The sequence below is a fragment of the Paenibacillus sp. CB74 genome (assembly GCF_055687625.1).
In genome coordinates, this window is record NZ_CM146009.1 from 3746856 (window position 1) to 3769270 (window position 22415).

Sequence of the window (22415 nt, forward strand, 5' to 3'; positions counted from 1 at the left end):
CAAACCTGTATAAAGCACTACTAAAGTTTAAAGGTAATACGCATTTATTATGACCAAGAAAAAATTTTGGCTAATGCAAACAGTGCAGACCATAGAATGAGCCCAACAAAAATAAAAATCAAAAAAATTATAAATGCATCGGCTACAGATGTAATCGTAAACCAGCCACTTAATATAAGGATAGGATAAATTGTTACAACCATCACCATAAAATGAACAGCGCTTTGTTTAGTCAAACTCCAATGTTCTATGTTATAGATAACGGATGCAGCACCGATAAAAAGAGCGATTAGGCTTGCAACAAATGTACCTTTAGCATCAGAAAACTTCCCTTGAGAATAAAGTAATAGAGCAATAACGCTCATAATGACGAATGGTATTCCACCTCTTAAGAGTGCTTTCATAACCAAGATTCTCACCTTCTTTCTTGAAGAAAAATTAGTTCATTATTTGAACTTACATAGTCCATATTACTTTAAATCTATGTTTATTCACCAAAAAAAAGAAAAACCCCTGTCGACAAGATGTCCGACAGAGGTTCAACAAGTACATTACATCATTAGAAATCAGATGTTGCAATTTGAATCGTACCCGTAGATGCACCAGCTGCACTGGTCAATAACGCAGCGACGAGCAGCAAATCTACAGACAGTGTAAGGCTGTTGCCAGCAGGGATCAAATACGTGATTACCGGTGCATTCACACGAGTAACAACCAGGTCAACTGCGAACGGACCAAAGTTATTAACCGTAATACTCGCATTGGTTCCTCCAGTCAGATCTTCGTAATACGACTTGCCCACACTTGGATCCAGATTGTAAATCTGTTGCGGTAAAAGGATGGCCATTTGAAATCACCTCCTTTTGCTTTGATACGTTATTCTATGCTTGAAATCTATTAAAGCAACGGTGAATTACCCTTGTCATAGTGTCCATTTTTGATAGACTTCATAGATTAATAGACCACTGTACGCCAAAAGCCCCACCGGAACGTCCGATGGAGCCAACTACTCTTACTTTAATATTACAGATTTAACTACGAATACAGCATGAAGAAATTTAATTCATGGCCCTGCTGCTTCAGATAATTATAGAGCTGCGAGCGGTGATGGAATACATGCGTTAACGTTTCAATCTGCCATTGTGCCTGCAAGTGACCGTGTTCCATATAGAAAGCTTTGGTAGAGCGGTTCAGATAATCTTCTTCGCTTAATCCCGTGATATAGGCTTTGTAGGATTCGAAATTACTCCACAATGTTGCTTCAAGCTCCTCGATATCCTGAGTCCCCGACAGGCTATTCTCTACCAGTCCAACCTCAGCTTCATCTTTTTCCTGCATGATGGCAAGGTCCGATGCGGTAATCTGGATAAAATGATGTACAAGCTCCACCAATGAACGCATATTCTCCTGTGGACGATACGACCAATCCTCCGGACGGATCAATCGAATTAACGAAGCCCCTGTCCGTACTCCTGTTTCCAGTTCAGTTAACAAATGATCCCGAATCTGCAATGTTCCATTCATATATGATGTCTCCCTTATCTTTTATTCTCACTCATGATCTTAGTATAACTGAAGACTCTACAGATCTATTGTACAAATCGGACAACATCCTGCCATGCTCTCTGGCTGCCGTCAACGGAGTCTCTCCATAAAACTTGCGAAATTGCCGAATCAGATGGGCTTGGTCAAAAAAACCATGATTCTGGGCAAGCATGGCCCAGTCTGCCGTGTTCCCCTGATGAATATCGCTCAGTACACGATGAAAACGAACCACCTCGCTGAATCGCTTGGGGCTGATTCCGACCCATTCCGAGAATCTGCGATGCAACTGCCGTTCACTGATCACTTCACGCATTGCCAGCTCCTGGACACTCATACGTCCCCCATCTATAAAAATACGGTGCAACACGTTTTTCATCAGATCGTTCTCAGATGTGCTGGTCTGCACGGACAACGGATTCAAATATGCGTTCATGACCTCTACCCGTTCTGCAAAACTATTCGTTTCAGCCATCCGTTCCTGAAGCTCGTTCAGCCCCTCCGGCCAACATTCCTGAAGGGCAACTCGCTTATCCGTAAACCACTCCAGAGGCATGCCATGGAAGATATGCGCTCCACCTGGGAAGAACCGGACACCAAAAGTATAATCTCCAGCAGGAGGACCATCATCAGATGGCTCAGGTATAGTGAATGGCTGTGTATAATTGCCACAATATGCATAGGCGTACTTTGAACGGACGTGATCATATGTAATCAGCATGTCCGTGCAACCATCAGGCAATACTCGGGCAGGTACAGATATCACCGACTGATCTCGACCTGCTCCCTTAGCAACATCCCTGCGTGTGCTTGAAAGAGATCCCGATTCCCAATAACAGGCCACATATGCCATTAAGCCAGTAGCAGGTATTTTCTCAACATAATAACTGTTCAAATACGTTCCATTCATCTGAATCGGCTTAAACAACGGGTGCAAGCTGTGATCCACTATGCAATCCTCCGATCACTAGAGTTGGTTACACATTATGTATTCATCTATCATACCATCAACCGCACAAAGGAAGAAAAAAAGTGCCCTACCGGAGGACAATCCGATAGGGCCAGTCACACATCTATTTAACACGAGAAGGGGTTTACAAGACTTATCTTACCTCCGTAACCTTAATAGAAACTGAAATTGGGATGAAAAGAACATCAATTTTTCTAAAGTGTCTTGATCAGTATGGACGCAATTAACACAGATGCTGTTGTGACTGTTGTGAATCCACCCACCAGCATTGGCGTTAAAATCTCATCGAGGATGGCTTTGCGTTCATTTTCATCACGTCCAACCGAACGGCTTACTTCCTCACAGATAATATAGTCCCCCGGAAAACCGAATAGTGCGGTCAGTGCTACAGGCAGACCTTTGAGCGGGTCCCATTTGAACAGCTTGGAACCGACAAATCCACCGATTAGCACCCCAACTACACCGATTGCGATAATGAATAACACCGGAATAATGGAACTAACCACCGCATCGAAAGTGATCGACTCCATACTTGTCATCACGACTACGATCAGACCTGTCATGGCAATCCCCGATGTACTTGCTTTATCCAGAATACGAGATGGGAATAGTCCAATCAGATGTCCTAGCACCCCAAGCAACAGAGCCCAGATACTGTAGCTAAGTCCGGTTACATTGCCTAGATAAATGGAGAGACTGCCCATAATGAACAAAAGCAACAGCAGAATAGGTGCGGTTTGGAAACGTTGTGGAAGGAATATTTTGGCATTCGCTTCTTTAATGTTCACATTGGATTCGCCTGCAACCCTGTTCTCAAAAGCACCCTGTTTCTGTAGTTTCAGCGCATATCTGCGCAGCATGTTGGTTGCAATCGGCATTCCCACGAGAGAGTGAATTCCCAGAATAACGGCTGGTATCGTAATCAGATGCCCCAAGTTCATCTCCTGCAACTTCGTCGTTGTGATCAGATATGAGATAATGCCACCGACAACCGGACTTGATCCGGCAACAGCGGTAGGATAACCATAGAACGGTGATACGATTAACAGGATAAGACCTGTCGCCGTGAGTGAGGCGAACAAAGAGATCAGTATTGCTTTATATTGGGAACGTATTAACTTCAGCGGTATTAATGTGCCCATGTGTACAATCAGCGGAGCCACCATGAGAGCCCCGAACGCAGTGAGAGCGGAGCTCGATACTACTCCTTTGGGAAATAACCCCGCCCAGTTCAGCAGCAAATATCCAATCAGAATCACAAGCAAGGAAGGAATTCGTGCTTTGGACCAGATCGAAACCAGTTCCCCTATAGCTAAAATAACAAGTAATACCGTGGCGATATATATCGGTTGACTAAACATGGTGGCTTCTCCCCATTCTCTATGTTGTCAGTGCAGTACACGCAGAACCATCTTTCTCTTTCTTATTTCAAGCGTTCACCTGATAAATAGACCTGTTCGATATTCTCTGTGTTTTCGAGCAGTCCGATATCCGTTAACGGATTCATATTTAATACCAGCAGATCAGCAGCTTTCCCCGGCTCAATCGTCCCAATCTCCGCTTCCATCTGCATCGCTCTTGCTGCATCTCGTGTTGCAGCCACGATCGCTTCCATCGGCGTAAATCCAACATCTTCCACAAGCAATCGCAGTTCGAGTGCATTCCCGCCATGCTCAACAGGTGCACACGTGCAGAAATCTGTCCCTACTGCAATGGTTACGCCTGCCTTACGCGCAATAATCATGTTCTCAATATGCTCCTGATATACACTTTTGGCTTTGCGGATGCCAAATTCGGGAACACCGTATTTATGCCCTTCTTTGATAATCCGATGTACAATGGCCAACGTTGGAACCAGAACCGCCTTTTGATCCAGCATCATGCTAATACCTTCTTCATCAATGTAGATTCCGTGTTCAATCGTGCGCACGCCCGCTTCCAGCGCATTTTTGATCCCCTGTGTACCTTGCGCATGTGCAGCCACATATGACTGTACCGCTTCCGCTTCATACACGATCGCCTTCAGCTCATCCAAGCGGAATTGCGACCAGCGAGGGTCATCTTTCTCCGAAAGCACCCCGCCTGTGGAACACACTTTAATGAAATCCGCCCCTTCACGGAACTGCGTACGTGTTGCCTTAATCACTTCGGGAACGCCGTCACACACGGTAAACATATTCAGTTCCGTTGGAATCATATGAATATCTGCATGTCCACCCGTCTGAGAGAGCATATGACGGGATGTTTTAATTCGCGGCCCCTTCACCACACCTTCCTTGATCAGGTCACGAATGTACACAGCAACGTGGCTGCCTACATCCCTGACGGTTGTAAAACCCGCGTTGATCAGCTTCGGCAGATCCTGAAGTGCTCTCCCCATCTGAAGTTCATTGGCTTCCAGCGCCACCGCAGCCATATTCAGGTTTTTGGCTCCATGCACGTGGACATGGGCATCAATTAATCCGGGCATCACCGTTTTGCCTGTTACATCAACAAGCTTGGCACTTTCCGGAACTGGAACGGTCGCCTTCGCACCCGCAGCTATGAATTTTCCGTTCTCAACCAGGACCACACTATCGGAAACAGGCTCTCCACCTTGTCCATCAATCAACAATGCACCTACAAAAGCAGTAATTTGACTCATCTGTACTCCACCTCATTTTCAGACTTGGTTGTCAGTTCAATTAAAGAATATTTACACTTCCACTCCGATGACAGAATAACCTTCCGATCACTGTTATCCCCAGATTTTTTTGATCCCCTTCTCCAAAGGGAAAATCCGGGGATAGCGTATGCTTCCGAAGCAGCTTTCTTTCAGAAAGCTTTTAGGCGAACGCTTTGCTTCTTCACGTTATTTCTGTCCTCTCCGTTCTCGTGTAAAAAGTTAAGTTGAACTTCAATATTACGTGTACACGTTTGACTTATAACTCTATTGCTGTACTACGATGAAATTGTATAGTGTTAAAGTTAATGACATTATATAAGTTGCAAATGTATAATGTCATTGTTGATAACAACAGCATTTTGATATTTATTATGGTGATATACACAATATCGAATATAAATTACACAGCATAGTGAAGGTCATGTTATATATGTAAGCATTTGCCACCGTGTGAACACGAAAGGAGTACGTTTGCTATGATTCATGAAGCAGTTCGCTCATTTATGGTTAAGGTCTTTGGATCTGCTTCGTACGGAATCTGGATGAAGGACGAATACGATTTCCAATGGAATAACTGGCTGCGCGAAGGAGAGGTACCTGAATATACAGATCAAGAACAGATCGAGCCATCCTGGAAGATTCTCAGGTATACGTTTGATTTTCTGTCCAATATCAAGATTCGTGTGGTGATCGATACCCAGAAACAACTCACCCTGCTACAAAGTGAACGTCTGGAGTCCTTGATTCGGGAAGGACTGCTGAAGCAGCAGATTGAGATGGAACGTGCACACAATGATCGATGGTTGACCGGACTGCGGGAGCTGACCTGTTCCCTGGAGTTGAACGACTTGTTATTCAAAATCATGGAGAATGCACTGCATGTCATCCCTTCTCTTTCCTGTGGACTGTTCATGATGGTTGATCCGGACTCTGGCAAGATGATCCCTAGAGCCAAGGTCGGTTTTCAGGATAGTGTGTATCAATATCAGGGCGAGCTGGATGAGGGCATTACGGGAAAAGTATACGAGGAAGGCATTGGCCGAATGTACAGCACACCGGATGATGCCTTTAAGGATATGGGCAATGTCAGTCAGGAGAATGCGGATATCATTGTACGTTCATTGCCTGATGGTGTTATGGCGAAAGGGCTTATCGCCGTTCCTGTGACGATGAACACCCATAAAATCGGAGTGATGCTGGTATACCAATTTGAACAACACAGACGATTTGCCCCACATGATCTGAATGTGATGCAGGGATTCGCGGATCAGGCAGCCATTGCGATCTCCAATGCCACCATGTATTCAGAACTGCTGGAAACGAACCGATATCTCGTTAGCCGCAATGAAATTCATAATCAATTCACGGCCCTTTCCATTGAACATGTGAGCCTTGAACATATCATTGAGACGGTTGGGTCGATGTTGAAGCTTCCTACCTATTATGTGGACATGGCCAGAAATGACTGGTACCCCGTTCTCCCAGAAAGTGTCTTGTTAAGTGAGCTAGATATATACACTGCTCTGGACAGTCAGTTTAACCCCATCATCTTATCCGGGGGAACGGATCAAAGCGATTATTACCTGTATCCGATTGTGAACGGATCTCTGATGCTTGGCTGTTTTGCCATCCAATTAGATCATCCGTTAGGTCAGCTGGATCATGTGATTTTGGAGCAAGGCGGAGCTATTGTCATGCTGGAGATGATGAACACCTACTCCCTCACTGAAATGTCCTATCGAAAAAACCAGGATTTCTTCAGCGATCTGGTGCAATATAGAGATCCACAGCAGTTGGAGGCACGACTTTCCAGCTTTCAATTGCCAGCCCATCAGTCCTTGTTCGTCGCACAATTGCAGCTCTATGGGGAACATCCCGATATGAAAACCACTGAAAATTGGGTGCGCAAATTGATTGGTTTTATCGAAAAGGAACTAGGCACCCGTGAACATCTGTTGTTCAGTGCACATCACAAAATTACGATTCTGGCTGCGGCACCCGAGCCCAAGGTCAGACATTGGATCATCAGCAGGCTGGAATCGGCTGTAGAGAAATGGACCACCTCCAAAACCCCTGCCCTATCTATCGGTATCGGCGGACTTTATCAAGGGCTTGAGTACGTGTCCAAAAGCAATGACGAGGCTACACGCTCGTTATCCTTTTTGCTGAAACAAAACAAAGCGGGCCTGATGCTCTACGAAGAAATCGGGATCAATCGGCTGTTTCTGAATCAGGAACCGTCTGATATTGAGAACTACATTGATGAAATTCTGTCGCCTCTTCAACAGCAAAAATCAGGAGAGCTTGAACTCACACTCAAAACCTACATTGCCGCAAATCGATCTGTGCAAGTCACAGCCGAACGTCTTCATATTCATACCAATACGCTGTACCTGCGTCTGCGCAAAATAGAGGAGATTCTACGCGTGGATCTGAACGATTCCGAGGGTTGGATGAAGGTGTATCTGGCATGTCATTTAAGTGATGTGTACTCTGTTGCCCCTAGGGCAGGTGGAGCATCAAAATTGTAACTTCATCAATTCAGTCCATGCAGTTTGCGAAAACGTTCGGGACTCATGCCTGTATGCCGTTTGAACATCGCACAGAAATAACTGGCGTTCTCGTAACCCACTCGATCAGCCACTTCATAGATTCGCAGCTCTCTTTCACTGAACATAAGTTGTTTGCTCCGATTGATCCGTTCTTGGTTCACGTAAAATACAGGCCTGATATGGAGCGCCTTCTGAAACAGCCTGCACAAATATTGGGGAGATACTACAGCCACATCGGCCAGTTCCTTCAGTGAAAGTGAACGATCCAGATGCTCTGCAATATAACGCAGCACAGGCTTCAATCGCTCCAGTTCATCATTATAATTGGCGGAAGCGATGAGCATTGGCTTTAGATCCAGCAGCAGGGCATATAATTGTTTGGAGCATTCCACATCGTAATCTGCGTAATCCGTCGTATCCCCATGCTCTCCTCTAACCAGAAGTTGCTCCAGGCCACGTAACAGCGTGGCTTTTCTGAGTCTGCACACGCTTGAACCGGTTATCCCCGCGTAAGATAATAACTGGCTGGCCTCTCTCCCCTGGAACGACACCCAAGCCAGCTCCCAACGATCACTGATGGGCATATATCGATGCGGAATATCAGGATACAGAAAGAAAACGTCTCCCGGGCTGACGATATACTCTTCTTCCTGTATAATCAGTCTCCCCTGGCCATGAATAATCTGATGGATCTGATAATCCGGGAATCCCTCTGGACGCTCGGTTTCATATTGGTGTTCCCAGTAACCAACCGTGGTCATATAGATGGGCAGGCGAGCAGCTTCTTCTGTTTTACCAAAAAAAATCCGGGTATCCATCCAGTCCCCCCCTTTCTCCATCGTTAGTTTCATATTGTGATATATATGGGCAATATTCTTTATTCTCTAAGTCATCATTCAATTCTATAATGACAATATTATAACATTTCAGAAGGAGTTGCTGTTATGCGAAACAAATTGGTATACACCCCTCCGGCTAATGGATACCCGGAATGGAACAACAATCCTGAGACTTTTCAAGTAGGCCGTCTACCCGCACATGCGTCTATGGTAGCGTTTCCATCTGTAGCAGAAGCGTTATCCAATGAATCCAGCGCATCGCCATGGTACGCATCACTGAATGGTCAGTGGAAGTTTGCCTTTGCGGAGACACCGGAGCAACGGATCTCTTCCTTTTATGAGAACAACTATGATGCCAGTGACTGGGACGAGATCGCCGTTCCTTCCAACTGGCAGCTACAAGGTTACGATTATCCCCAATATACAAATATGACGTATCCGTGGGTCGAGCGTGAGCCTGAATTGAAGCCACCCTTTGCACCAACGACTTATAATCCGGTGGGTTCGTACATCCGTACGTTTACGGTTCCTGCAGACTGGAAAGACCGGCCTGTTCTGCTGCACTTTGAGGGCGTTGAATCCGCCTTTTATGTATGGGTTAACGGGGAGCTCGTCGGTTATAGCGAAGACACGTTCACACCCGCAGAATTCGATATCACTGCATATCTGACGGAAGGTGAAAACAAGCTGGCTGTGGAGGTATATCGATGGTGTGATGCGAGCTGGCTGGAGAATCAGGATTTCTGGCGGCTAAGCGGCATATTCCGTGGTGTATACCTGCATTCACCTTCACCGGTTCAGATCGCCGATTTCTTTGTTCGCACTGAACTGGATGATGCCTATCAGGATGCGGAGCTGCTGCTGGATGTAAAATTATTCAATCATAACGCGGTGCAGACCACAGCCGGATTGTCCGTTCAGGCACAGCTCTATGATGCACAACAGCAGACTGTATTGAAGCAACCACTTACTGCGGCGGTCACTTTCCAGGGTGAGGATGAACTTTCATTCCAATTGTCAGCAGAGGTTATCCAGCCGCTTCTATGGAGCGCCGAGACTCCTCATCTGTATACACTTGTGCTGTCCATTCAGAATGAATCAGGCGAAACGCTGGAAGCGGTTCGCAGCCGGATCGGATTCCGCAAGTTTGAACTCAAGGATGGCCTGATGCAAATCAACGGCAAACGCATTGTATTCAAGGGCGTGAATCGTCATGAATTTTCCCCGGATACAGGTCGAGCCATTGGTCGGGAAGACATGGTCCGTGACATCGAGCTGATGAAGTCCTATAACGTTAACGCTGTGCGTACATCCCATTATCCGAATCAGTCACTCTGGTACGAACTGTGTGATGAATATGGCCTCTATGTCATTGATGAAACGAATCTGGAGACTCACGGCACCTGGTACTATGGGCAAAAGGAAATGAATGAGAACAACATCCCGGCAAGCAAACCGGAATGGCGTAACAACGTCATCGATCGCTGTAACTCGATGTTCCAGCGGGACAAAAACCATCCTTCCGTTATTATCTGGTCTCTGGGTAACGAGTCCTTCGGCGGCGATAACTTCATCGCCATGTACGATTATCTGAAACAAGTCGATCCGACCCGTCTCGTTCATTATGAAGGGACATTCCATTATCGCCCTTCCGATTCGGCAAGCGACATTGAATCGACGATGTATATCAGTCCTGAGGATGTGGAGAATTATGCTCGCATGCAAGGACCGAAGAAACCTTATATTATCTGTGAATACAGCCATGCCATGGGTAACTCCTGCGGCGGCCTGCATCTGTATTGGGAATTGTTCGATAAATATGATGTGTTGCAAGGTGCATTCATCTGGGACTGGGTCGATCAGTCCATTCGTACCACGACGGCAGACGGTATAGAATATCTCGCATACGGCGGAGATTTCGGCGAATCCCCTCATGATGGCAATTTCTGCGGAAACGGACTGATTCTGGCCGATAAGACGGTTACACCGAAGCTGGAAGAAGTGAAGAAATGTTATCAGAACGTTCGTATGGAGGCTATTGATGTCAAAGACGGCCTGCTGCGTATAAGAAACCAGTTCCTGTTCACGAATCTGAGCGAATATTCGCTCGTATGGACAGTAACACACGATGGTGTATCCGTAGAGAACGGCACGTTGGACATCGCGGTACCGCCTGGCGAATCAGCTGAAGTGCGTATCCCTTACACGCCATCATCCGATCTGTTCCAGGAAGCGGTGCTGACTGTATCTCTGGTAACCAAAGTCGCAACCAAATGGGCAGGAGTCGGTCACGAAATTGCCTGGGATCAGTTCGTGGTATCTCCGCGACTGCGTCCAATCCAACCGGTACACCAAGGACAAGGCAATTCACCACAGGTACAGGAACTGCAAGATGAATTGAAAGTAGCTACAGGGCAAGTCACGTTGAGCTTTAACCCGACTACTGGCGTGTTAACGTCTTATCAGATCAACAATCAGGAACAATTGCTGGCACCGATCCGGCCGAATTTCTGGAGAGCCATGACAGACAACGATATGGGGAACAAGCTGAATATGCGTTCTGCTTTCTGGAGAGATGCTCACGCTACCAGTAGATTAATTCGCTTTGAACACCATTCAGACGAACAAGGCATTCTCGTGACGACCGATCATACGTGGGATCAACATCCGGGATGTACGTTGTCCATCTCGTACCGTATTGATATGGATGGTGTATTGGAAATCAGTCAAACGCTTATTCCAGGCGAGGGCCTACCTGATCTACCAGAGTTCGGCATGTTGCTGCAACTGAGTAACAGCCTGGATACAATCTCTTGGTACGGCAGAGGCCCGCATGACAATTACGCAGACCGCCTAACCAGTGCACGTCTCGGCTATTACACAGGTGCGGTTCGAGATCAATTCGTTCCATACCTGAAACCACAAGAGTGTGGTAACAAAACCGATGTACGCTTTGCTGAAATCACGTCAACGGATGGTCAAAGTGGCCTGCACGTTGAAGCCAACATACCATTTGAGATCAATGCGTTGCCGTGGACACCTGAGGAACTCGAAGCCAATGATCATGTGTATAAATTACCTCAGAGTACACAGACTGTCGCCCGCATTAATTATAAACAAATGGGTGTCGGCGGGGATGATAGCTGGGGCGCACGTACCCACGCTGAATACACCTTGCCGGCCAACCGCGCGTATTCCTTCACCTTTACGGTAAGACCTGTATAACATCAAGCAAGCACTGCTGGCAGTATGCCGGCAGTGCTTTTTTTTGTTGGGGACAGTGAGCATTGGAAGTTTGAACTTTTTGATGGAACCATTATAATGAATGAGGCGCAAATGGAATTGTGCCCGCTGGAATAGGCCCAATTCTACATATATCATTTTGGGCCACAGATGTTGAGACACACTTATTAAGCATTTGATACAGTACTATTCCAAATACCCGTCTACTACGAGGTGAGCATGTGCAATACCTTTTTACAGTCATCTTTATTCTTGGCTTACTTCCTTTCTTGGGATTTCTTGTTTTGATGATCCTCTCCATGCGCAAACATAACCGGATAACGATAAGACATACTATTCTATCCGTGCTATGCTTCGGAATGGCTTCAATAGGGTTATATGGCATGCTGACTTTATCTTCGAACTCCGCTCAGACTGGACAAGATCAGACAGTGGAACGAAATTCAGGTAATGTTACCACAGACAAAGAACAGGAAGCTGCAAATCAGACGAGTCCCTCAGGCTTCCACATGACTACCGAAGAGTTTAAAAACAAGTTTAATGGCGCCGTGGGCAAATACCGACTGAATGGGTTGAGTATTACCCGCTTGAATATGAAAGAGTCTTCCAATCAGGTTACTAGCACTTTCGAGTATGTGTTCAATGACGAATTGCGCCTGGTTGGTGTAGTGAATGCAGATGAGAGCTTACAGGAAGTCACGTTATATGATACTGGTGATACCATAGAACCAACGGGTGGAATTTTTTTGACCGCTATGGCCACGCTCATTCTCACAACCAATAGTGAGTACACGTATAACGATGCACAAGATGTCATTCAGGATATCGGTCTATTGGATCGCGATGTGAATCAGTCAGATTTTGATGGGGCAACGGTTAGAAATGGATTGGAATATCGCTTCAGCATCCAGGATCATGAACAATCTACTTTTGAAATAACTGTTGCGAAGTGAGATGCATTGGAGTAAAAAGGCCGCTCCATGAAGGAACGGCCTATCGGGTGATATGTTCTATGTACTATAGATTGACTCAGTGGTTGCCACCAAACCAATGATGAACACCTCCGCCATGCGAGATTTACTCAAAAGTTATAGTCTCGCTTTGATTGTTCCAACTCATTTTAAAGGTAATCGGATCTTTCATTTTCTCCGTCTCAGTTATTGTTCCCGACATCGTGAACGGTACCCCTTCTTCATCAAGTGATTTCCCCTGTTGTGATAAATTGTTGCCCGTAAGGTCAAACACAAAATCTTTTATACGCTTTTCATCACCGATGTAGGTTATCGTATAGATCCCTGTCGATCTCTGAAGAGATATATTCCAGTTATCGCTCTTTCCGCGGATGATATCATCCGCACCACAAGCTGAGACAATAGATACAAGCACTATAATACAAAGAATCATTGGCAGTTTATATAATTTCATAAAATCCCTCCTTTTAGGAATATACCCAAAAATGTGAGATGTGATATTTGCCTAATTATCCCCAGCATCTGCTCCAGTATAATGTGTCTTACCTTTGAATCACATGACTAATGATCTTCTGAGCATCGTACTTGACCCATCCCAACAGTGCTGAGCCCCGAGATGTTTGCCAAGGTAGTCCAACATAGTACAGTCCAGCAACCGGTGATACGCCTCTCTCGTGTATCATTTCACCTTTGGAATCAAAAGCAGTATGGATATCGATCCAACTATCATTTCGCTTAAATCCAGTCGCCCAGATCATATTGTCTATTCGTGTCTCACTCCCATCCTCATATAGGATGCGGTCATCTATCGCATTAATGGCACGTTGGCGCATGTTGACCTTCCCCTGGGTCATCAATTCTTTTAACGCATAGCCATAGACGTACTCAGGCTGATTCCGCAACCATTTTCCAACCATACGGTCAGCACTTGCACGTAATATTCCGAGCTTTTCGAAATACCAGAATATACTTCGTTTCATAATATGCAATGGCCTAAAGGTAATATTTCGAGCTATGGATATGTACACGGTTTGTTTATCATCTGATGCTAACTCTACAGCGATTTGGGCGCCTGAATTCCCTCCGCCTACAACTACTGTTATGCCAGGGAGCAATTGAGAGATATTTTTATACTCTGATGAATGAAGCTGAATTACACTCTCGGATAATGACTTTGCAAAAGATGGAACATTTGGGGTCTGGAAAGGCCCTGTGGCAACGATAATATTGCGCGCTTCAATTATTTCATCATTGGTTTCAGCATAGTACACCTCATCTTGCTTGGAGAGACGGGAGATTAAACAGTTTAACTTTATGGGAAGATGCATTTGCTTGGCGTAACTTTCAAAATAATCTGCAATTTCATCTTTGCTTGGCAGATCATTTTCGTTTCCACCAAGCGGCATTCCCGGTAACCCATCATACATTCGTGGAGTAAAAAGACGCAAGGAATCGTACCGTTTACGCCAAGATTCCCCGACAGATGAAGCAGCGTCAACGATTACAAAGGTTAAGCCCGACCTCTGAAGATAGTAACCTGCTGCCAATCCTGCTTGCCCAGCTCCGATAACCAATGCATCGTACATATGAATCATCTCCAATATAGTTTATATATTAATATATGAGCGCTTGTTCATATATTATTTTACTTAAGAATTTGCTGTTTAGCAACAGAAGAAATCATCCGTACTTTTTTGAAAAAATCAACATAAAAAAGACTCCCTCACGGGAGCCTTTGCTCATTTTAGTGTACCATGAGATCCCATAAGGGATGTCCGCTGATAATGCCCACAGTAAGCCGTTTAGTTCGACACTAAAGTCTGAAACGTTCCACCTCGAAGATCTTAGGTGCACAACGAAGGCAATCGTTGAACAGACTCTTTAAGTCTACATCAACTTCTGAAACTTCATTCGGATTCAAGCGAAACTAAACAAACAGTCTCAGATAAAATTCCGATGACGGTTGCTAAAGCCTACAAGGTGTCTTGATTCTTGTCAATCAAAAGGGGTTCAGTCCCACACTTGTAACAAACCTCTTTAATTTCGAGTTTGTGTGGTAGTCATAAATTTATTCGGAACGTATGTTTCTAATGCGGGAATACACGTCTTAGTTCACATTTTGTTGGGGTAGGTTAAAGCATGCTTTCAATAATGTTCGAGCGCTTATTCTATAAAGATTTTAGACTTTTTCACTACAAGTGTTTACTCAGTCAATCCCGCACTTTTTCTACATCAGTTTTAGATATGTACATTAAACGAGTTCATCCCTAAACTTGTAATCGCAGTGAAGTTTCTTTACATGAAAAACACTATTTGTACTATTCGAATGCATCGACTGTTGATTGACTTAATAGTTATTCAAGGATTAACTCTAAAAACATCTGATTTATAGAATTTTTATCCTCATTCTTTGAATTATTTAATCGTAGAATTTCTCTTTTTTCTGTTATAACTAAAACCATTAGTTGACGAATTAAAGAATCCAATTTTTCTGATATTTGCTGTAAAGACTCCTTAGTTTTTCTTTTTGAAGTCATATCTTGGTGTCCATGTACAAATTTTGAACGTATATCATATGCTATTTTAATTAACTGATAGTTTTTTATTCTTGTTTCTAAGTCGCCAGCAAGGAATAACGATGTTCTTTCACAAACCATATGCGTTACTTCACCTGAACCTGTATTAAATAGACATTCTAGGGTGGCAATGTAAAATGAAATCTTAATTGGAATAAAAGAATTTTTTCTTGCTGTACATATTAAAGTGTGTGCTCTAGAAAGCTTGCTATAATTATTATAAGGTAAGTCATTATAGAGTCCATACCCAAACTTGATGTTGTCCACTTCATCGAGAGAATCTACTTCTTTAAAACATGATACGTAGAATAGAGCTTTTTTAATTTCATCTATAGTGAACATGTTTGTTTGTAATTCGCCTCTGCTGGTTGAAAATATTAAGTATGTTATGTGATGGAACGTTTGTTCCAATGTTTCATTTTCATTTTCTATATAATTATTAAGAAATATACTATCTATATGAGCACTATTATCTTTAACTAACCATAGACATGTAAAGAAAATTTGAATTACTCCTTTAACAACATTAAAGATTTCATCTTCATCTTTAATTCCAACAATATCTAATTTATCATAGATCGACCGCTTTCCTGATCCATTGCAAAAAATGTATATCGAATCCTTAAGTGATTTTTCTGATATTTTACCTATATTCTCAATTACAGTGTTATTTAAAATTTGACTTATTGTAGCCTCTTTGTTTGATAATCTCAATCCACTCATTATATCCAATGAAGTGTTTGCTACTTCTAATTGAAAGTATCTAACAGTAGCAAATAAATTTTGTTTCAATTCAAAACGCCCTCCCTAATCTGATCAACATCGCCCAAGTATTTAATAATAACTGATTGAAATTTTTAGTAGATTGTGATGGAAATAGTTGATGCCCACTTTATCGTCTTGTAATACTTTTAAGCTAACATCTTTTTTTGAAAGTGCTCTTCATCTTCTGAATTGTTAATTGTAAATATGTGTAAATTTTCGTTTCAGTATATCTTTATATCTGTGAAGTGTTCTTTTATATACTCATCTTCCCCTTTCTGTTTTAATTTCTATAATTACGAATTATTACTTTATAAGTGATTAATATTTGACATTTAATAAGATCAATACTCCCGATGATGTTTACAAGCTAGTTGATACTGAGTTACGTCATTTTAAGAGCACTTGGAGCTGTTTGAAAAATATTTGTTGTAGCTTTTGAATCTATAACTTATTTTAAACACTTAGAAAACAATTAAAGAATAGACCATTCGTAGTAATACGAATGGTCTATTCTTTTTGATGGTTTCTTATCAAGGGAAACCATGATGCATTTAAGGTTTTTACACCTTTATTACATCATGCCGCCCATTCCACCCATACCGCCCATGTCAGGCATTCCGCCACCAGCACCTGCTGGTTCTGGTTTGTCAGCGATAACTGCTTCAGTAGTCAGGAACATTGCTGCTACGGAAGCAGCGTTTTGCAATGCATAACGTGTTACTTTCGCAGGGTCAACGATACCTGCTTCGATCATGTTAACCCACTCGCCAGTCGCAGCGTTGAAGCCTACGCCAGTTTGTTCTTTTTTCAGACGTTCCACGATTACGGAACCTTCTTCGCCAGCGTTAGCTGCGATTGTACGGATTGGTGCTTCCAAAGCGCGCAGGACGATGTTTACGCCTGTTTGCTCGTCACCGGAAAGGGCTACGCCTGCAACCGCGTTGTATACGTTCATGAGCGCTGTACCACCACCGGATACGATACCTTCTTCAACCGCAGCGCGAGTTGCGTTCAGGGCATCTTCGATGCGAAGTTTGCGTTCTTTCAATTCTGTTTCAGTAGCTGCACCGACTTTGATTACTGCTACACCGCCGGACAATTTAGCCAGACGCTCTTGCAGTTTCTCTTTGTCGAACTCGGAAGTTGTTTCTTCCAGTTGTGTACGGATTTGGCTAACACGTGCATCGATATCGGATTTGTTACCAGCACCGTCAACGATGATTGTGTTTTCTTTAGTTACACGGATTTGACGAGCTGTACCCAGTTGTTCCACAACAGCGGATTTCAGGTCCAGACCCAGTTCTTCCGTGATCAATTGGCCACCAGTAAGGGCAGCGATGTCTTGCAGCATTGCTTTACGACGGTCACCGAATCCTGGAGCTTTAACAGCTACAGCATTGAATGTTCCACGCAGTTTGTTCACAACCAGCATAGCCAGTGCTTCGCCTTCGATATCTTCAGCGATCAATACCAGTGGTTTGCCTTGTTGAACGATTTTCTCAAGCAATGGCAAGATGTCTTGCGTGCTGGAGATTTTTTTGTCTGTGATCAGGATGTACGGATTGTCCAAAACAGCTTCCATTTTGTCCGTGTCTGTGATCATGTATGGAGAGATGTATCCACGGTCGAATTGCATACCTTCAACCACTTCAAGCTCCGTAGCGAATCCACGGGATTCTTCTACAGTGATAACGCCGTCTTTACCTACTTTTTCCATAGCCTCAGCGATCAGTTCGCCTACTTCTTCGTCAGCTGCAGAGATTGCTGCAACTTGTGCGATGGATTGTTTGGTTTCAACCGGTTTGGAGATGGATTGCAATTCAGCAACCGCAGCTTTAACCGCTTTGTCGATCCCTTTACGGATACCGATTGGGCTAGCACCTGCAGTTACGTTTTTCAGACCTTCTGTAATCAGCGCTTGCGCGAGTACAGTTGCTGTTGTAGTACCGTCACCGGCAACATCGTTGGTTTTAGTAGCTACTTCTTTAACCAGTTGTGCACCCATGTTCTCGAATGCATCTTCCAGTTCGATTTCTTTAGCAATCGTTACACCATCGTTAGTGATGAGCGGGCTTCCGAATTTTTTCTCCAGAACCACGTTACGGCCTTTAGGACCGAGTGTTACTTTTACTGCATTAGCCAATGCATCCACACCACGAAGCATGGAGCGACGAGCGTCTTCACTGAATTTAATGTCTTTAGCCATGTTAAGAAAACCTCCCTAGTTTTTGTTGGAAAATGGTATTGCTATATGGTTCGGTTATCCGATTAAATTTGAATTAGTCGAGAATCGCGTGAATATCGCTTTCTTTCATAATCAAATATTCTTTACCTTCGAACTTGATTTCTGTACCGGCATATTTGGAGAAAATAACGCGATCTCCTTCTTTCACTTCCAGAGCCACACGTACGCCGTCTTTCAATGCTCCAGCACCAACTGCAATGATTCTACCCTCTTGCGGTTTTTCTTTGGCGGAGTCCGGGAGTACGATCCCGAAAGAAGTTGTTTGCTCTTGCTCCAGTGGTTCTACCAATACGCGTTCACCTAAAGGTCTGATCATGAAAAATAGCCTCCTTTTGAAATTATATAACGTTACATTGTAGGTTGTAGCCATATGTATTAGCACTCGACAGTGTTCAGTGCTAACAACCAACTTTATGATACTCAACTTGAAGCATGATTTCAAGTCCTTTTGACGAATTCCTATGAGAATTTACCTTGAATTTACACGAACATAGCCAAAGTACACCCGCTGTGCCTGGTTCTATGTGGAAATTCACTATTCTTATTTTACGAAATTCTTGAGCCCTTCTGCAACGTTAGCAGACAGTCCCTTTCCCATTGTATCCATTGTTGAACATAATATGCCTGCTTGTCCTGCCTAGCTGCGGAACAATCTACAACAATAGCCCGGAAAAGAACAAACCGTCTTCTCCGGGCACATTACAGTTACTGATCATCCTCATTCACACGCATACCAGTCATATACCAGTGTTCCATTTTGATACCATCTTATGTTCTAACCCGCATGCTTCTTATCCTCGGCACGGACGTAACGGGATTCGATCTCTTCATCGGCCGCAAGCTGCTTGCGGTATACAATTGCGGATAATAACACACTGATCTCATATAACAGGAGCAAGGGAATCATCACCAGCAGATCGGATATGAAGTCTGGAGGTGTAATCACCACTGCAATGAAGATCAGGACAAAATAAGCCACTCTGCGCATCTTGCGAAGACGAATGGGATTCAGAATCCGCAGTCCTGTCAGAAACATAATAAGCAAAGGAAGCTCGAATAACAGGGATACAGGCAGCACAATGCCAAACAGGAAGCTGAAATACTGTTTCATCCCGTAGGTCTCCACAAGCCCCATCTTCTCCGTAATCGCTGTTGTAAAGGCGAGTGCCATCGGAAATATAACATAATACGAAAAAGCCATCCCTATAAGAAATAACAGAAATACATAGGGAACATACTTCAGCGTTGCTTTTCGTTCGCGCGGTTTAAGCCCCGGACTAACAAACTTCCAGATCTGATACACCGTAAACGGCAGCGTAATGATAAGTGAAAATAAACCTGCAATCTTCATGTAAATGCCAATCCCGTCCCAGAACGAGAAGGCATGCAATACAAAACCTTTGGCCGACTCTGACTTGGTCAGATATTGGTATACCGGGTCCGCTACAAAAAATCCTGCAATCAGTCCCAGCACAAAAATACTTAATACGTAGATCAGCCGCTTCCGCAGCTCACTCAGATGTTCCGTAATCGACATTTCTTCCATTTGCTGCGTCATGCCTGCCCCCCCATTATTGCCAGCTTAAAATACAAAACCCTTCCGGCAGGAAGGGATTTCTCTTTCATTGCCGTCAAGATTATTCCGGCAGGCGTTTATCAGCAGGCTTGTCTGCAGGTGTGCTCTCAGCCGCCAGTGGTTTTGCCTTCTCCTGCTCTTTGCGATTGGACGAGTCATCCTCAGAGATAATCTCGCGAGCGCCCTCTTTGAATTCACGGAAGGTACGCCCAACTGCACGTCCCAGTTCCGGAAGTTTGTTGGGTCCAAACAACAGCAATGCAATCACGGCCAGCAAAATAAAACCCGTTGGTCCAATGGAACTTAACATTGATATTCCTCCTCGTCTCAAGCTTCAAAGATGCGCATATTCGGCCAGATGTTCATAGATGTCTTCTGCGTCGTTCTTAATTTAAGCCCATCATACCACAGATGTAACCACTTACATAACCCGCAATATTCACAAATAAGAGATATTACCTGAACAATGGTTTATGTCTAATCGAATATCATGCACGAGAGTCCGTACTCGCTTATTGCTTGAACTGACCGGTAACCATCAACAGCGCTTCCGGAAGCTGATCCATAATGGCAGCCAGATGTTCGTGCACACCCTTTGGCGTACCTGGGAGATTGACAATCAGCGTGCGGCCACGAATGCCACAGACCCCACGGAAGAGCATGGCAGAACGGTTTTTGCTCATTACACTGTACCGCATAGCCTCTGCCATCCCTGGAACTTCCCGTTCAATTACGCGCCGGGTCGCTTCTGGAGTAATATCACGAATGGCCAGCTCCGTTCCACCGGTAGTCAGCACCAGATCGGCGTGAAAATAATCCGTCATCTCAATCAAAGCCGCGATAATCTCATCGGGTTCATCCGGAACGATACGGTACTCCACGATTTGACCACCCAGCTCTTCTTCCACCAGCTCCCGAATGACTTGTGCACTCGTATCCTCACGTTCCCCGCGGGCTCCTTTGTCACTGGCTGTCAGGATTGCTGTTCTCCACACCATAAAGATCACCCTTCTCCTCTATGAAAATAAATATTGTCTATCGGCTGTAATCACCGTTTTTGCCACCACTCTTGGAATTCAGCATGGTTGGACCGATAATCATATCTTTTTGCATGGCCTTGCACATGTCATAGACCGTCAGTGCTGCAGCCGAGGCAGCCGTGAGCGCCTCCATCTCAACACCCGTCTTACCTTCGGTTTTGACAGTAACTTCAATGTGTAATTCATCCACTCCGTTATCATGAAAACGAATATCCACACCCGTCAGTGCCAGCGGATGGCACATCGGAATCCAGTCCGACGTTTTCTTCGCGCCTTGAATCCCGGCAATCTGAGCCACAGCCAGAACATCACCTTTGCCGATTCGGCCCTCCCGAATCGCTTCCAGTGTATCTGGATTCATCGTCACCTTGGTTACGGCCACAGCCGTACGCACGGTAATTTCCTTACCCGAAATATCAACCATCCGGGCCCGCCCCTGTTCATTAAAATGGGTCAGTTTTCCACCCGAAGCCTGGCCGTTGTTCACTTCTGAACTCAATCACATCACAACCCTTTATTCGATATGTAATATACCTTCGGTTGTTATCAACAGATCCATCCGCAGATCGAGCAGGTCCATCGGGATCTCCTCTTGTAACTGACCCGGCAATACCATCGCAGCCATCAAAGGTTTCTTGCCCGTCATCACACATGTTGCTGCAAGCGTCTCGGCAAAACGATCATAATAACCGCCACCGTAACCAATACGCCCCCCATGCAGATCATAACCAAGCCCCGGTACCAGTACGAGATCGATATCCGGCCAATCTTCAGGCTTGAGAACTTCACAGGAATCCTTGGGTTCCGGTATCCCCCATATGCCTGGCTCCAGATCCCGTTCTCCGGTCACTCGCCGTAGCTCCATTCGAGGTGGGTTCGCCAACACTTTCGGTGCATACATCACATCTCCATGATTCCAGCCCTCTTGAAAAAGAAAAGCTGTGGATGCTTCGCTTCCATAGGACAGATAACTGAATATGACGAGTGGTCTGTTCATGACCTTACTCTTGGCCTGTCTAAGGCGATCCAGCTCACGCCTCATTCCAACGTTAATCTTAGTCATCGCCTGCTGATGCATGCTCGCATCCATCAGATCACGGCTCTGTCTCAGTCTGGATCGAAGCTGGCTTTTCAGTTCCGCATGATCCTGCATATCCTTGAATAACCTCCTGTTGATAGGGAAGGTACAAAAAAGCGCTCATTAAAAAACAATTTATATGTTATGACCAGTTGTCATCTTGTTGAAAAGGTTAAAATGATTCATTTTCTGCAAAATCCTCATGTAATAACATGCCTTCTTTCAGTTTATCATTGATTGATCAAAAAGACTACATGCCCCATGCGTTCCCAATCGGTGCAATTGCTCTGTATTTCATGTAAACTGGGATATAGTTGTCATATCAAGAACTGGACCTATGGAGGAACTTAATT

Annotated in this window: 20 protein-coding genes; 3 read left to right on the forward strand and 17 right to left on the reverse strand. The window is 44.4% G+C overall.

Annotated features, from left to right (window positions below):
* Positions 1-47: 47 nt before the first annotated feature.
* The 6 genes from ACX9NY_RS16760 to ACX9NY_RS16785 all read right to left on the reverse strand — a co-directional run bounded on the left by ACX9NY_RS16760 (position 48) and on the right by ACX9NY_RS16785 (position 5156).
* Positions 48-404, reverse strand: coding sequence for a DUF3021 family protein (locus ACX9NY_RS16760; RefSeq protein WP_339242952.1), 357 nt, complete (start codon positions 402-404; stop codon positions 48-50).
* Positions 405-559: 155 nt separating this feature from the next.
* On the reverse strand, positions 560-847 hold the full coding sequence (locus ACX9NY_RS16765; protein WP_339240332.1) for a hypothetical protein: 288 nt from the start codon (positions 845-847) through the stop codon (positions 560-562).
* Between the two features lie 188 nt (positions 848-1035).
* A complete protein-coding gene (locus tag ACX9NY_RS16770; protein ID WP_472473899.1) occupies positions 1036-1524 on the reverse strand; it encodes a DinB family protein in 489 nt (162 codons plus the stop codon).
* A gap of 31 nt (positions 1525-1555) precedes the next feature.
* Positions 1556-2491 (reverse strand): helix-turn-helix domain-containing protein, encoded by a 936-nt coding sequence (locus ACX9NY_RS16775; protein ID WP_472473901.1) that lies wholly within the window; start codon positions 2489-2491, stop codon positions 1556-1558.
* Positions 2492-2706: 215 nt separating this feature from the next.
* Positions 2707-3873 carry a hypothetical protein gene (locus ACX9NY_RS16780; protein ID WP_472473903.1) on the reverse strand — a complete coding sequence of 389 codons (1167 nt, stop codon included), beginning with the start codon at positions 3871-3873 and terminating at the stop codon, positions 2707-2709.
* 62 nt (positions 3874-3935) lie between these two features.
* On the reverse strand, positions 3936-5156 hold the full coding sequence (locus ACX9NY_RS16785; protein WP_472473905.1) for a metal-dependent hydrolase family protein: 1221 nt from the start codon (positions 5154-5156) through the stop codon (positions 3936-3938).
* Between the two features lie 497 nt (positions 5157-5653).
* Between ACX9NY_RS16785 and ACX9NY_RS16790 the strand changes: the two genes are divergently transcribed.
* Positions 5654-7708: a helix-turn-helix domain-containing protein gene (locus ACX9NY_RS16790; protein ID WP_472473907.1), complete on the forward strand. Its 2055-nt coding sequence runs from the start codon at positions 5654-5656 to the stop codon at positions 7706-7708.
* Positions 7709-7713: 5 nt separating this feature from the next.
* Here ACX9NY_RS16790 and ACX9NY_RS16795 read toward each other — a convergent pair whose 3' ends face one another.
* Positions 7714-8547, reverse strand: coding sequence for an AraC family transcriptional regulator (locus ACX9NY_RS16795; RefSeq protein WP_342572165.1), 834 nt, complete (start codon positions 8545-8547; stop codon positions 7714-7716).
* A gap of 126 nt (positions 8548-8673) precedes the next feature.
* Here ACX9NY_RS16795 and lacZ point away from each other — a divergent pair, with 126 nt between their 5' ends.
* On the forward strand, positions 8674-11793 hold the full coding sequence (gene lacZ / locus ACX9NY_RS16800; protein WP_472473909.1) for a beta-galactosidase, LacZ type: 3120 nt from the start codon (positions 8674-8676) through the stop codon (positions 11791-11793).
* Positions 11794-12194: 401 nt separating this feature from the next.
* On the forward strand, positions 12195-12764 hold the full coding sequence (locus ACX9NY_RS16805; protein ID WP_472473911.1) for a hypothetical protein: 570 nt from the start codon (positions 12195-12197) through the stop codon (positions 12762-12764).
* A gap of 124 nt (positions 12765-12888) precedes the next feature.
* Here ACX9NY_RS16805 and ACX9NY_RS16810 read toward each other — a convergent pair whose 3' ends face one another.
* The 10 genes from ACX9NY_RS16810 to ACX9NY_RS16855 all read right to left on the reverse strand — a co-directional run bounded on the left by ACX9NY_RS16810 (position 12889) and on the right by ACX9NY_RS16855 (position 22137).
* A complete protein-coding gene (locus ACX9NY_RS16810) occupies positions 12889-13236 on the reverse strand; it encodes a hypothetical protein (RefSeq protein ID WP_339259447.1) in 348 nt (115 codons plus the stop codon).
* Positions 13237-13324: 88 nt separating this feature from the next.
* Positions 13325-14368, reverse strand: a complete 1044-nt coding sequence (locus ACX9NY_RS16815; RefSeq protein WP_472473913.1) for a flavin-containing monooxygenase — start codon at positions 14366-14368, stop codon at positions 13325-13327.
* Between the two features lie 768 nt (positions 14369-15136).
* On the reverse strand, positions 15137-16150 hold the full coding sequence (locus tag ACX9NY_RS16820) for a hypothetical protein (RefSeq protein ID WP_472473915.1): 1014 nt from the start codon (positions 16148-16150) through the stop codon (positions 15137-15139).
* 544 nt (positions 16151-16694) lie between these two features.
* A complete protein-coding gene (gene groL, locus ACX9NY_RS16825; protein ID WP_094939589.1) occupies positions 16695-18329 on the reverse strand; it encodes a chaperonin GroEL in 1635 nt (544 codons plus the stop codon).
* A 73-nt stretch (positions 18330-18402) separates the two neighbouring features.
* Positions 18403-18684 carry a co-chaperone GroES gene (gene groES / locus ACX9NY_RS16830; RefSeq protein WP_153977313.1) on the reverse strand — a complete coding sequence of 94 codons (282 nt, stop codon included), beginning with the start codon at positions 18682-18684 and terminating at the stop codon, positions 18403-18405.
* Positions 18685-19143: 459 nt separating this feature from the next.
* Positions 19144-19926: a twin-arginine translocase subunit TatC gene (tatC, locus tag ACX9NY_RS16835; RefSeq protein WP_339240316.1), complete on the reverse strand. Its 783-nt coding sequence runs from the start codon at positions 19924-19926 to the stop codon at positions 19144-19146.
* 79 nt (positions 19927-20005) lie between these two features.
* A complete protein-coding gene (gene tatA, locus ACX9NY_RS16840) occupies positions 20006-20254 on the reverse strand; it encodes a twin-arginine translocase TatA/TatE family subunit (protein WP_036611264.1) in 249 nt (82 codons plus the stop codon).
* A gap of 202 nt (positions 20255-20456) precedes the next feature.
* Positions 20457-20942 (reverse strand): MogA/MoaB family molybdenum cofactor biosynthesis protein, encoded by a 486-nt coding sequence (locus ACX9NY_RS16845; RefSeq protein ID WP_017690080.1) that lies wholly within the window; start codon positions 20940-20942, stop codon positions 20457-20459.
* 37 nt (positions 20943-20979) lie between these two features.
* Positions 20980-21483: a cyclic pyranopterin monophosphate synthase MoaC gene (gene moaC / locus ACX9NY_RS16850; protein ID WP_223869015.1), complete on the reverse strand. Its 504-nt coding sequence runs from the start codon at positions 21481-21483 to the stop codon at positions 20980-20982.
* A 15-nt stretch (positions 21484-21498) separates the two neighbouring features.
* Positions 21499-22137 (reverse strand): 5-formyltetrahydrofolate cyclo-ligase, encoded by a 639-nt coding sequence (locus ACX9NY_RS16855; protein ID WP_339240315.1) that lies wholly within the window; start codon positions 22135-22137, stop codon positions 21499-21501.
* Positions 22138-22415: the final 278 nt, after the last annotated feature.